This window comes from Laedolimicola ammoniilytica (assembly GCF_025567165.1).
Classification (GTDB): domain Bacteria; phylum Bacillota; class Clostridia; order Lachnospirales; family Lachnospiraceae; genus Laedolimicola; species Laedolimicola ammoniilytica.
The window spans coordinates 139,814-153,347 of record NZ_JAOQKC010000007.1; the positions used below are offsets into that span (position 1 = coordinate 139,814).

A 13,534-nucleotide genomic window follows, 5' to 3' on the forward strand; every position below is an offset into this window, starting at 1 on the left:
CACTGTCTGTTATTGTAGCATAGTTTCCTCTTCTTTAAAAGTGAGAATCTGCTTCCTGCCCCGAAAAAATTTCCGTAAAAGCAGTCCTGCTGCCAGAAGTCCCGCCAGAGACAGCGACACCGCAGTCATCATAAGCCTCCGGTTCCGGAAAATCTGCATCCAGATGCTGGGCGTCACCAGAAAACGGATGGGCTCTGTCCCGGCCCGGTTGCCGGCCTGATCGACGGCCTCCACCGTGAGCTCCTGCCAGTCCCCCGCGCTCTCCGCATAAAAGGATGCTCTTCCATCCGTCTCCAGAAGCTCCTGACCACTGTAGCTTAAAGTCTGATCCCCCAGATGAACCTGTACCTCCCGAAGACCCAGGTTGTCCTGCACATCCAGCAGAATCTGACGTCGTTTTTCCCGGTAGCTGCCCTGCTCCTCCACGCCGGACAGTACGATACTGGGAGCCGTCTTATCTACGGCGAAATTCAGGCTCTTTCCCCGGCTGTTATTATCAGAGGCATTTTCCGCCCGATCCTCCGAATAAATGGTGACTGCGTAGATCCCTTCCCTCTGAAAATTTTTCCTGCCGATGCGATAGGTATACTGCTTCCAGCCGTCTGGCCGGGTCTGTTCCGTTACCTGAAAATCCTGATTTTCCGTAAGGATCCTGGTGATCCCGTTCTGTTTGCAGGTAATGGAGTGGAAGCTTAAGGTGTCCACATTGGTCTCTGTCACCACCAGCTCCGGTTCCCGGTCCGTAAAATACAGACCGTTCTTTCCCGCCAGTTTCTCCGTGTCCGCATCCATGGTATAGACCGACCCGAAGCGGTTCACCGAAAATGTTATGGACGCCCGGCTCAGATTTCCCGCCAGATCAGCGACCTCCGTCTCCAGCCGGTACAGGTCATCCAGCTCCTGCTCTTCCGGAATATTGTCCATCTGCCACTCCAGGCCCTGCTGCGTCCACAACGTCTGCCCTGTCAGCTCCACCGTTCCATTGTGGCAGCCCTTTAAGGTGATTCTTTCACTTTCCCTGTCCGGATGTGCGTCACTGTATCGGACTCCCGGGCGAACCTCCCCGCGGTTGGCCGACTGATCCCCGACGCCGAACAGCTCCAGCTCCGGCGGCGTCCCATCAATCACGAACTCCGCCTCTTCGTAGGGTTCCATCTCATTTCCGGCCAGATCTGCGCCCGACACGGCTAATGCATACCGTCCGTCCTTTCCGAAGCTTACGAAGGCAGTATGGAGCTCGCCGTTACTCTGCCATACGGAAGGGATCGGCGTCTCGCCCTCCGCTGCCGCAGCTTCAATTCGGACACGTCCCGGATCGAAGTTCAGCTCCCGCACCTGAATCCGCGCCCTGCGCTCCGCCGGGTAGTAGCTGCCGTTCCTGGCCTCCGGCCCCTCCCAGGATACCTGAAGCTCCGGCCGCGTCCGATCGATGGTAAAGGTGTCCGTTCCTTCGGACACCGCCTGATTGCCCGCCAGATCCATAACCGCCATCCGGAAGGTATAGGTTCCGTCCTCCTGAAAAGCCACCTTACAGCTGTGCAGGCTTTCCTCCCCGCTTCCGCTGTGGCTCCAGCCACTGATCTCCGGCAGGCTGCCTTCCGTGTTGGTGATGAAAAATTCCACGTCCCCCGGATCAAAATTCCGCTCCTTTACGGTCACCGTGGCCGTCCGGGGTTCCCGGTACAGGCCGTCCCCCTCCGGCTGATTCCGATCATAGGTCACCCGGATCTCCGGCTTCGTCATATCGATGGAGAGTGTCCTCCGGGCTTCCCCCGTATGCCCCGCGTTATCCGTATAGGACGCTGTCACCTGTATATCGTTACGATTATATTGGGTCGCCTCCAGCCGGAGCGTCTCCGAGGCTTCCCGCACCGGCCCACTTTGTCCGTCTGCCTCCTCCCGGTAATTCCGGGCTTTTTTCCGCTCTCCGTCCGCGGTGATCGCATAGCTTCCAAGCCCCGTATAGCTGTCCTGGAAGTCTGCCCGAATCTCCACATCCCCGTTGTACCAGGGATGGCCGCCCACGACTCTGCCCGGCTCTGTAAGGATGGTGAGCGCCGCCGTTCCCGCTTCCTGGTGCTTCTCCCCGCTCTCGATTCCATAATGCTTCTGTACCTTTGCGTTCCGGCCACTACTGTCAAATACTTCCAGTTCCACCCGGCCTTTAAAATTCGTCTGTTCCATGGGGAGCAGGATACGAAAAGTCCCTGTCACAGCCGGTTCCAGCTCCTGCTCCCGCAGGGTTTCCTTTCCCTCTTCATCCAGAATCCGGAAACGCAGCTTTCGGATTCCGGCTGTCTGATCCCTGGAACTGCCGGTCAGCACAAGGGTCTGCTTCGCAAAGATCCAGCCGAAGGGACCGTAGCCTCCCCGGAGGCCTCCACTCTCCGTCAATGTCGGCGCCTCCGGATCTGTCTTGTCCACGGTCATCTCAAGGCAGCCGTCGGAATTGCTTTCCGACTCCTCCTGCCAGACAGCCGGATTGCCCGCCAGATCTGTAAATATGACGGGAATCCGGTAATTGGCCTCGGTGCTCAGAGGCAGCTCCACCTTTCCGCTTCCCCGCAGGATCCGGTTCCCATTCAGGCCCTCGATGGCCGCTGCCAGCGTAGTCTCCTCCACCGCCTTTCCTTCGCTGTCCACCGCCGTCATACGCCGGAGACTTTCCTTCAGCTCACCCAACCTGAAATTCTCATCCTGAACCGTAAGCCGCAGCACCGTATTTTCTGTAAAATAACGTCTTTCCTGATACACTGCGTCCGGCTCCCGGTCCGTGTCCACACTCAGGAGCGGCGGCGTCCGATCCAATACCAGAAGCGGACTTTCACAGATCCCATCCTCCGTCTGTCCCTCGCACTCCACCAAATTTCCCGCCGCGTCCTCATAGGCGAGCCGCAGCCGATAATCCCCTTCCCGGGTAAATGTGAAGCGCGCTGTATATTGATCCTCGCTGTCCTTCTCCCACCCGGGTTTCTCCTCTGTGCCATTTACCAGGAAGTGAAAATCCAAAAGTCCTGTCAGCTCACCCTCCTGCTCCAATGGCACGGCATTTTGCTCCTTTATCTCCACTTCCACCTGTATCTCTGTCCGGTAATAGGATGTGTACTCCCGCCGGGGTCCTGCGTTCTCCGGCAGATCCGTTCCCTCTGCCGTCACCATGCGAACGGCTTTTGCATAGCGGATCTCCGCCACCGGCGCACAGTGATCCAGGATAAAGCCGTCACTCTCGTATGTTCCGGTTCCATTCAGGGGATTGCCCGCCTGATCCGGACAGGCAAGCTCCACCCGATAGCAGCCCTCCTGCCCCGGCTCGCCGTCAAATTCCAGCTGTCCCGTATGCAGATCGCCCGCATCCTCCCAGCGCAGCTTCGGGTTGTCTCCCTGCAGGCGTTCCACTTCCCGCTCCGTCGCCGCCTCCAGAACCCGTATCACAAGCTGTTCTCTGCGCCAGTATTTTTCCGCGTCCTCCACTGTAAAAATCAGTGTGGTATCCGCGCCCTCCCGATTCCGGTAGACCGGCAGCTTCTCCCCCTGCCGTTCCACCTGATAATCCGTCTCACCCTCCACGGCAAACCGGGTAAGCCGCGGCGGTCTGGCATCCAGAACCAGGGTGTCACTGACAAACCGGCCTTCCGCTGTCACATGGCCCCCGCTTCCGTTCTCTGCCGCTTCCAGGACATGGCCGGAGCCGTCCTGATACGTGGCCTCTATCCGGTACTCCGTCTCCTGATCTTCCTCATAAGGCAGGGAAAGCGTCGCCTCCAGCTGTCCCTGCTGAAAAGCTCCCCATGCGATCTCCACATCTTCCAGGCTTTCTCCATTTTTCCGGACTGTAATCTCCGGCCTCACCGGTTTTCCCTGTTCGTCCGTCTGCCACGCGTACTGTGCTTCCCGGAAGGTCAGAGTCACCTGCTCCTTCTCTCCCGCCGCTCCGGCATAATAGCGGATTCCCGCCTCCCGGGCCTGCTCCCCGGGCAGCTTGATTGCCACGGTCGGCGCGGTGCGGTCAAGAATCAGAATCCTGCTTCCTTCCACTGGCTGCACTGCTTCTATCCCCTCCGCCGCATTCCCGGCCCGGTCGAGGATCTGCTCAATCTTCAGGCTCTCCGCCGCCTCTTTCGTAAGAAGCAGTGGAAGCACCTCGTAAGTCTCGCCCTCGATCACCGCATACCTGCCCGTTTCCGGTTCCACCCTGTACTCTGCTCCGCCAAAACTCACCGTGGCTTCCCTGATTCCGGAGCCCTCGTCCCGCAGATACAACATCGCTTCGATCTGATCGCCCGCAAAGAGCTTTTTCAGTCCAGCCGCCAGCCTGTCCAGAAACCGTTCCGGTTTCTCCGGCTTACCTCCGTCCACCCGATACTGCACCCAGATGGGCTCTGCGTCTGGCGGGAGCTTATCGAGCTCTATATTCAGAAGCGCCGGATACTCCGCCCGGTTCCCGGCGGCATCCTCGGCCATGAGCCGGTACGCAGCCTTCTTCCAGGAATCCGTGTCCACTTCACAGCTGTAGACCGCTTCCTCCCCCGTCTCTTCCAGCCTGCAGCGCTCCTCCGGTTCCTCCACATTTTCCATCCAGACCTCCGCCACCGTTCCCCCGTCTGTCACCCGGGCCAGCACCTGTACCGGTTCCGCCGAAGGACCGTCAGCCGACAGCCGGACTTCCCCGAACTCCGGCGCTTCCTCATCATCTTCTTTCGCTCCTGTCACCTCCTGCTTTGTTTCCCCCTCCTGCTCGGCCTGTACCGTCCGCTCCACGCAGAACCAGCCACAGACTGTCACAAGGCCTATCAGCAGCCATGTCATCCCTTTCTGTCTCACACTTCTCCTCCATTGATCCTCTCTCCCGTATGCACCCGGATGATTTCCCGCCCGATCCGGAACCTGCTTTTCAGCAGCTCCGTCTTTTCCTCCCGGCTCTCCTTTTTAAGCTCCCGCCTCTTTCGGAAGCCGGTCAGAAAGCCTATGGTAAATCCCAGTCTTTCCCGGAAAAAGAAGCCCACTGTCACGGCCAGAAGCGCCGCACCGCCCGCGCCCAGATAACGGGACAGGCTGTGATAGAACGCAGTCCGCATTCCCAGCTGTTCCATCTCATTCCTCCTGTCTGCGGACAGTTTCCAAAGTCCGCTCTGCCTGATCTATTACATTTCCAAGTTCTTCCATTTCATTTTGTAAAAGAAGCCGCCTGGACTCCGGAAGCTCCGCGAAATCCCTCTTCAGATGCTGCCGCAGCTCTGTCAGGCAGGCCCGCAGCTCCTGTTCGGTGACTCCCGCTCTCTGAAATTCTGTTCCCCGGGCCAGAATCTGCCCCGCCAGCTCCTCGTAGAGCACCAGGGCCGTACGGGCATTGTCTTCCTCCACCAGATTGCCCTCTGTCAGCTCCCGCAGATCGCTCCAGTAGTCCCCGTAGTCCACATAGTCGTCCCCCGCCTCATCCGCCACGCCGATCTTGCCGTAATACTCTGCGATAGCCAGAAGCCGCTTTGCCCTCCGCCTCTGCTGCTCCGAAAGGCCGCCCGATTCCGCCGCTGCCTTCAGATAGGCCTTCGCGCTCTTCTTATTCTCTGTCTCCTCGAACTTGTAGAAATAGGCAATTCCGGCTTCATAGGCAAAGAGCCCGTAGCCCTTTTTATTTTCCCGAAATAAGAGCTCCCGGGTACGCCCATCCCTGTCCGTCCCCAGCAGGAAGCTCCGCAGTTCCCTGCTCTCGGCCCCGGTCAGCAGACCGTCGTCCAGATAGCCCTCCTCCAGAAGTCCCAGCCAGGCCTCCGGACGCGCCGGACTTATGGAGACTGCCTTCTGGTAAGACGCGATTTCCTCGGCTTTGGTGCCCGCGTTCCGGGCGTTCCGAAGCCAGGCTTCGTATGTATCGTTCCGTTCCCGTGTTTCCAGCCCGGCGCAGACGCCCGCCAGAACGAAACATAACAGTGTCAGCGCCGCCAATGCCCCGAAGCGTCTCAGCTTTCTTCGCTGTTCCCGTCGAAACTGCTCGTCCTGCTCCCGGTAATGCTCCAATGCGTAGCCAAGCTCTCTGCAGTTCTGATAGCGCTCTTCCTTCCGGACTCCGGTACAGCGGTTTATCACCGCTTCCAATCCGGTCGGTATCTCCGGGCGCAGCTTCCGGACCGGCTGCAGAAGATGGGGGCCTTCCCCGGTCAGCAGTCGGAACATCAATACCCCCATGCTGTAGATATCGGTCCGCGCGTCGCTCTGTCCCCGCTCCTCGTACTGCTCCGGAGCCGCGTAGCCCCTGGTTCCCAGCGCCACCGTATCCGTCTGGTTCCCGGGCTTATACTCCCGGGCCGCGCCCAGATCAATCAGCACAATCGTGCCGTCCGGCTTCAGCATCACATTGGACGGCTTCAGATCCCGGTAAATCACCGGCGGCGACTGGCTGTGGAGGTAAGTCAGCACCTGACAGAGCTGAATGGCCCAGGCCAGCACGGACTCCACCGGCTGCGCGCCTGATTCCTGTAACAAAGCCTCCAGAGAGCGGCCCTCCACGTAATCCATGACAATCAACAGGCTGTCCCCCTGCTCGATGACATCCGCGATTCCCGGCAGATGGGGATTCCGAAGGCGCTTCATCATCTCAATCTCCCGCCGGTCCGCCTCCCGCTCCCAGGCTTCTTTTTTCAGCAGTTCCTTCACCGCCCAGGGCTTATTGGCCGCCTCGTTCAGCGCCAGATACACGACGCTCATGCCGCCCCGGCCGATGACGCTTAAGATCTTGTACTTTCCTCCGATGACCGAACCGATTTTCAGCATAGAGCCGCCCCGTTTCCTGTCCGCACCATCACCACGGAGCAGTTGTCTGTCTCTCCCCGCCTGCGGTTTTCACGGATGATGCTCCGGCAGGCCTCCCGCATCGCGCGCTCCCCGGTCAGCCGCTCCGGGCGGCACCGCTCATATAACTCCTGCTCCCCGGCCTCATGCCAGAAGCCGTCGCTGCACACAAGATACAGGGCTTCCCGCTCCAATTTTCCGCGCAGGTACACCGGACGGACGCTTTCCGCCACACCCACGCACTGGAGCAGCACGCTGCGTCTGGGATCCCGACGGGCCTGCTCTGCCGTCAGGATCCCTTTTTCAGCCGCCTCCGCCGCCCAGGACTGATCCCGGGTCAGCTGCCGGATTCCCGTCCCGGTAATCTCATAGATCCGGCAGTCGCCCACATGGAGGATGTAATAACAGCCATCCGCCAGGAGCATCGCCGACACCGTGGTCCCCAGCTGCAATCCATTTTGAATTCCATAATTTACCAGCTCCTGATTTTTTTCCACAAGAAGCCTGTCCCAGGACTTCAAAATCTCCGCCTCGCCGCCTGCCTGCTCCCTGAGGCGCGGCCATTCTGTCCGAAACCACCCGGCCAGCCCCCGGATGACCTCGGCGCTGGCCAGCTCTCCCTTCTGTAAGCCGCCCAGTCCGTCGCAGACTGCGGCCAGCACACATTCCCATCCCCCTTCAGAGGCCTGCTGCAAAAGGATCCCATCCTGATTGATGCGTCTGGTATGCCCCTTGTCCGTCCAGGCAGCCAAAGCGGTCCGCGTTTGCCTGTTCTTTCCTATCTTCTTGCCCTTCCCCGTCTTTTATCGTTCTTCCTTGGTGAAAACCGGCGATCTGCCGGAATGAATGCTCCGCTTGAATGCGGAGGAATCCGTGCCTTCATACTATAACAAAATCCGGCAGAATGCAAGCAAAAAGCTGCATTTCTGCCGGATAAAATTTCGACATTTTTCGACATTTTGTCACGGATTGTCGATGAAATTCCAGATTTCTCTTCCTGTTTAATTGCGCCGCAGGGCCTCGATGGGACTCAAACGCGCCGCCTTCTTCGCCGGATAGATTCCAAAGAAGATACCCACGGCGGAGGAAAATACGGTGGCCAGCACGATGGTCATGACACTGATGGCCGGCTTGAAACCCAGCACGGGCAGGGAGCAGACGCCGTAGGCTCCTAAGAGACCCAGCACGATGCCGATGAGGCCGCCCATGCAGGTGATAATCGCAGATTCAGCCAGAAATTGCATCATAATCGAGCCGGTGCGGGCTCCCAGAGCTTTGCGGATACCGATTTCCCGGGTGCGCTCAGTGACAGATACCAGCATGATATTCATGACGCCGATGCCGCCGACCAGGAGGGCGATGGCTGCCACCAGGGCGATGAACGCTGTAATCATATCCAGTATACTGGTGATCTGCGCAATCTCGCTGTCGCCGTCCTGGAGCATGAAGGCGTCTTCCCCCTGGGTCTGATGTCGACTTGCCAGCAGATTCAAAGCCTCCTGGCCTGCTTCCCTGGAATACTGGCTTCCCTCTGAAATGATATTCAGGCCGTAAAAGGAATCCAGTTCATAGCCAAAGGCATAATTGGCTGTGTAGGGCATATAAAAATTCACATAACTTTCCTGTCCCATCATCGCCCCCATCATGCCGCCCTCGTCCTCAGATTTCATAACGCCGCAGATCGTGATTTCCTGGGTCACATTGTAAATGGTCGCCTCCACGGTCATGCCGAGCACGTCATCGGTTCCGAACATTTTAATGGCGTCGTTCTGACTGACCACAGCCACCAGATTCATAGCCTCCACATCGGAATCCGTGAAATAATGACCTGCCACCATTTCCGGATTATGGGTATATTCCAGATCTGCCGTACCTGTGGTTGCGTATACATCAAAGGTGCCTTTCGGCGTCAGGATACTGCCATACATACTGTCTGAAGGCGTTACGCCCTTCACATGGGGAATTTTCTCTTTGATGGCTGCCATATCCTCTACCGTAATCTGTTGCTCATCCGATCCGCCGTCTGTATTGGAATAGATGTAAATCTGGCCTCCGGCAATGGCGTTCAGTGCGTCGCTCATCTCCGCCTTCGCGCCTCCGCCGATGGACATAATCATGATGACCGAAGAGATGCCGATGATGATGCCCAGCATAGTCAGGAAGGAACGCCCCTTGTTGGCCCGGATATTATCCAGGGCCATTTTCATATATTCATATAGCTGCGCCATTTTTACTCCTCCACTGCGGTGACATGGATACCTTCTTCGATACCGGTGGTCAGGCCGCCGGAAATGACCTTGTCGCCTGCTGCCAGGCCGGATTTCACTTCCACAGAATCGTCGGAGCTCAGGCCCTTTTCAATCATTTTCTTTTCTACGACGCCATCCGCATTTACCACATAGCAGAAATCGCCGTCCTGACCGGAATTCACACACTCAGCCGGTACCACCAGCACATCCTTCACGGAGCGGCCCTGTACGTTCACCTTCGCTTCCAGTCCCAGATAAATGTTCTCGTCCGGGTTGTCAATCTTCACCTGGGCAGAAACCACCGGGGTACCCTTTTCGTTCTTCTCGGCAATTCGGCTGAGCTTCTGCACGGTGCCCTCGTAGGTATGGCCTGCCAGAGTCACGGTGGCCTTCTGACCCTCTTCCATTTTCTCCAGATCGTACTTGGTGATGCTCATTTCCACCACCACATCCTCGCTGCTGGCCACAGTAAAAAGCTCGCCGCCCTTGGCTGCCGGGCCGCCTGCCACCGCCGCCACCTTCGTCACCACGCCGGAGAAATCAGCCTTTATACCATCCTTACCCTGCTGAATGTCATCCTTTGTCATCTGCGCTTCCAGCGTACTCAGATTATTTTGAGCTGCCAGCTGGCTTTTTGCCGAACCGGACAGCTTTGCCGCGTCGCTGGAATCCTTGATGCCCTCCTCCTTGGACTTGCTGGTCTCCAGCTTACTCTTATTTTCCTGGGCGTCCTTCAGACGTTCCTGATAACTGTCCAGCTTTTTCACGATGTCATTGTAATGCTCCTGCTCCTCCTGGATGCTTTTCTCGATATTCGGAAGGCTGGCCTGGGCGTCGGCTGCCGGCTTCGTGGCCTGGGTCACCGCGTTCCGGGCTACGGTCACCGCGTCCTGCAGCTTTTTGTAATCCTCGCCTGTTTTATCCAGGGTGGAATTGTCCAGGGCAAACTGGGCGTCCTTCAGCTCCCGGTTCGCCGCATCCAGGGCTGCGATGGCCGCTTTGGACGCATCCTGCTGACTTCTCAGATCGGCCAGCTTATTGGAAGAATCTCCCTGATAGCCGGTGTACTCATTGACCCGCTTGTTCAGGTGATCCACATTGTCGTCCTCCTCGTCCAGCTGGCGGTTGATAATATCCAGGGCCTCGGAAGAGCGCTTGTATTCGGACGCGTTTTTATTGTCCTTCTCAATGGAATCCCTGTAGCCATAATTAGCTGCGCTTCCGGTGAGCTCGGCCTGCCTGTAGAGGTCGTCAAGCTCGGCGCCGTCATAGGTAAGCAAAGTATCGCCTGCCTCCACGGTGTCCCCCACCTGCAGGTCAAAATCAGATACTGTCGCCGATACCGGGGAGAAATAGGTCTTGACCTCCTGGGATTCCACGGTGCCGCTGCCGTCCACGGCCTGGGTCACGCTGCCAAGTGTCACCTCCCGGACGCTGACCACCGGATAGCTGGGGCCTGAAAAAGCTCTCGGCAGAATCGTCACTGCCAATACCACAACTACCACGCCTCCGATGATGATGCGCTTCCGGCGCTTTTTCTTCTGCTCCGGGGTCAGCGGGGTTTTCTCTTTCTTCGCTTTCTTTTCCTTCGGGGCGCGCTTTTTGAACAGGCCCTTCTTTGCTTTCTGATCTTCCTGTTCTGCGGTCAGCTCGTCGTCTTCCCATTCTTCCATCAGGCTCTTTTTCTCTTCCATTTTCCGCTCCTCATTCTTTCTCTTTAAAATGTGACATCTTCATTGATGTAATCGTCTACGATGTGCCCGTCCATGATACGGATGACCCGCCTGGCCTGGGCTGCGATGCCGTTGTCATGGGTAATCAGGATGACTGTACGGCCGCCTCGGTACAGCTCCTTCAAAATCTGCAGGATCTCCCTGCTGGAACCGGAATCCAGATTTCCCGTGGGCTCGTCGGCCAATATCACCGGCGGCTTCGCCGCAATAGCCCGGGCGATGGCCACGCGCTGCTGCTGGCCTCCGGACATCTCGTTGGGCTTGTGATCCATACGGTGGGCCAGGCCGACGATTTTCAGGGATTCCTCTGAGAGACGTTCCCGCTCCTTCTTCGGCACACCCCGGTATATCAGGGGCAGCTCCACATTTTCCCGGGCGGTCAGGTTGCTGATCAGGTTGAAGCCCTGGAAAATGAAGCCGATTTCTTTGTTGCGGATATCCGACTGCTCGTCGTCGGTCAGGGTGGACACGTCCTTACCGTTCAGAAAATAAGTTCCCGAAGTGGGCGTGTCCAGGCAGCCCAGCATATTCATCAGGGTGGATTTACCCGAGCCGGACTGACCGATGATGGCCACGAATTCTCCTGTTTCTATGGAAAGACTTACATGATCCAGCGCCCGGACTTCATTTTCGCCTGGGTTGTAGATCTTGCAGATGTCTTTTACCTCCACCAGTGCGCTCATGTTGTTCTCCTTCTTTTGCACAGAAATGGTATTTTGTCCCACATCTGTATTAGTCTTGTAATACAATATCATATATTTTTTGAACTTCAAGGACATTCATAAATTCTTAAAGAAACCTTAAACGCCATCATCACTTATTGACCCTCGGTTGCTTCTTATTTCCCAGATTTTCCCTGTTTTCAGTCGAAACGAGACAGCAGAAATGGGACTTCTTTTCCTCCGCACTGACGCATATATTAGGAGGAATTCTTTTGATACAGGCAGGTTCTTAGGATGATACATAAAAAAATTCTGATTGCGGGGTTTCTGGAGCAGACCCGGAATTACTGCGCGGCTTTTTCGCTGTTGGGTGCGGATACCTCTGTGTTATGCGGAACCGGCCGGGAGCTGTCCCTGCTGCTGGCAGACGGGCGGCTTCCGGATCCGGCGGATTTTGACGGCCTTGTGCTGCCCGGCGGCGGAGATATCAGTCCCTTTTTCTATCACATGGAAAATGCGGGATCGCGGAATATCGACTCGCTTCTGGATTCCGTGCAGTTTTCTCTCTTTCAGGCCTTCATGGCCGCCGGGAAGCCGGTACTCGGCATCTGCAAAGGGCTTCAGCTTATCAATGTGGCCTTTGGCGGCACGCTGATTCAGGAGCTTGGCCCGGAATCCCTGGCTATCCATGCCTGGGAGGATGCGGACAAAATTCACATAACAAAAGCTGCGCACGGCACCTTTCCGGCGCAGCTTTATGGCAGCTTTCCGCGGGTCAACAGCGCCCATCACCAGGCGGTCGGAGTCTTCGGGGAGGGTCTTCAGGCAGCCCAGTACGGGCCGGATTTCGTGGTCGAGGCCCTGTATCACGAGAGGCTTCCGGTTCTCGGGGTGCAGTGGCATCCGGAGCGGATGTGCTTTTCTCATGCACGGGAGGATGTGGAAGACGGAAGTAAGCTTTTAAAATACTACCTGAGAATGCTTCGATAATAGCGCAGGAAATTGCCGCCTGCTATGCCTTTCGCCGCCTCTTCATCCATGCCCCGCTGCAACAAAGCGGCAGTCAGCTTCACCATCTCGCCGTGGTGGGCCAGCACGTCATAGTTCTCTGTCTCAAACTGAATGCGCGGGGTGGTCTCTTCCAGACCCTTACAGAGGTCGAAGCCATAGCCTATGTGAGCAGGGCCTGCGATGCGCGCCAGATGCTCAGCGTGCTCGCAGAGACGGAGCAGGGCTGCATCGGCCTCCTGTTCCGCCGGAGTCGTGGTCTCCGGCATAATGCCCGTGAGATACCCGCAGGCATTCAGTCCGATGACGCCGCCGCGCCCCGCGATTTCACGAATCTGGGCATCCGTCAGGTTCCGGTAATTTTCATGCACAGCCCAAGCGTCCGAGTGGCTGGCGATAAAGGGCTGTTCCGCTGCCTCGCAGACGTCCCGGAAGCCATCGTTGCTTAAGTGGCTCACGTCCAGCCACATGCCCAGCCCTTCCATTTTCCGGATGGCTTCTTTGCCAAGCTCTGTCAGGCCGCCCGGGATCTCCTGGAATTGACCCGCCGTGCAGCAGCCCGTGGCAAAGGCGTTACGGCGGCTCCAGGTGAGGCCCGCGCCTCGCACGCCCAGGTCATAGAAGGTGCGGAGCAGGGACAGGTCATTTCCCAGGGGATCGAGGCCCTCCAGGGACAGCAGGATCGAGATGCGGCCTGCGGCCAGGTTCTCTTCCAGTTCCGCGCGGCTTCCCGTCACGCGGATGCGGTTGTTCACCGACTCCACATCTTCCTTCAGTGCTGTGATCTGCCCCAGGGCCTTTCGAAGCCCCAGCTCCGGCAAATCCCGGTTGTTAATGAAAATGGATGATACGACAATGTTCAGCCCCGCCTCTTCAAAACGCGGCAGATACCGCTGTTCCACCACGCCCTGTTCTCCGGCCAGGCGGCGTTCACAGACCTCCGCCGCCAGATCAAAGTGTGCGTCCACTACAGGGCATTCCCGGTGAATTTTTCTGGCCTGTTCCAAATACTCTTCCTGTATAAACATATTGATCCCTCTGTCTTTTTGTTGCGGTTTCCTAATATACCGGAAACCGCACTCTTTCTTACTTATTC

Annotated in this window: 9 protein-coding genes; 1 reads left to right on the forward strand and 8 read right to left on the reverse strand. The window is 57.4% G+C overall.

Going from position 1 to position 13,534, the window contains the following annotated elements:
• Positions 1-9: 9 nt before the first annotated feature.
• The 7 genes from OCV63_RS07065 to OCV63_RS07095 form a co-directional block, all read right to left on the reverse strand.
• Positions 10-4,821: a hypothetical protein gene (locus tag OCV63_RS07065; protein ID WP_158363141.1), complete on the reverse strand. Its 4,812-nt coding sequence runs from the start codon at positions 4,819-4,821 to the stop codon at positions 10-12.
• Positions 4,818-5,090 (reverse strand): hypothetical protein, encoded by a 273-nt coding sequence (locus OCV63_RS07070; protein ID WP_158363142.1) that lies wholly within the window; start codon positions 5,088-5,090, stop codon positions 4,818-4,820. The genes OCV63_RS07065 and OCV63_RS07070 overlap by 4 nt, the downstream gene beginning before the upstream one ends.
• Before the next feature lies 1 nt (position 5,091).
• Positions 5,092-6,768 (reverse strand): serine/threonine protein kinase, encoded by a 1,677-nt coding sequence (locus OCV63_RS07075; RefSeq protein WP_158363143.1) that lies wholly within the window; start codon positions 6,766-6,768, stop codon positions 5,092-5,094.
• Positions 6,762-7,538 carry a PP2C family protein-serine/threonine phosphatase gene (locus tag OCV63_RS07080; protein ID WP_262670686.1) on the reverse strand — a complete coding sequence of 259 codons (777 nt, stop codon included), beginning with the start codon at positions 7,536-7,538 and terminating at the stop codon, positions 6,762-6,764. Before OCV63_RS07080 ends, OCV63_RS07075 begins: the two co-directional genes overlap by 7 nt.
• A gap of 249 nt (positions 7,539-7,787) precedes the next feature.
• On the reverse strand, positions 7,788-9,014 hold the full coding sequence (locus tag OCV63_RS07085; protein WP_158363147.1) for an ABC transporter permease: 1,227 nt from the start codon (positions 9,012-9,014) through the stop codon (positions 7,788-7,790).
• 2 nt (positions 9,015-9,016) lie between these two features.
• Positions 9,017-10,729 (reverse strand): efflux RND transporter periplasmic adaptor subunit, encoded by a 1,713-nt coding sequence (locus OCV63_RS07090; protein WP_158363149.1) that lies wholly within the window; start codon positions 10,727-10,729, stop codon positions 9,017-9,019.
• A 23-nt stretch (positions 10,730-10,752) separates the two neighbouring features.
• Positions 10,753-11,451, reverse strand: a complete 699-nt coding sequence (locus tag OCV63_RS07095) for an ABC transporter ATP-binding protein (protein WP_158363151.1) — start codon at positions 11,449-11,451, stop codon at positions 10,753-10,755.
• A gap of 273 nt (positions 11,452-11,724) precedes the next feature.
• Between OCV63_RS07095 and OCV63_RS07100 the strand changes: the two genes are divergently transcribed.
• Positions 11,725-12,420, forward strand: coding sequence for a gamma-glutamyl-gamma-aminobutyrate hydrolase family protein (locus OCV63_RS07100; RefSeq protein WP_158363153.1), 696 nt, complete (start codon positions 11,725-11,727; stop codon positions 12,418-12,420).
• Here the strand turns inward: OCV63_RS07100 and OCV63_RS07105 are convergent.
• Positions 12,399-13,466: a dipeptidase gene (locus OCV63_RS07105; RefSeq protein ID WP_158363155.1), complete on the reverse strand. Its 1,068-nt coding sequence runs from the start codon at positions 13,464-13,466 to the stop codon at positions 12,399-12,401. The two genes, OCV63_RS07100 and OCV63_RS07105, sit on opposite strands and share 22 nt — an antisense overlap.
• Positions 13,467-13,534: the final 68 nt, after the last annotated feature.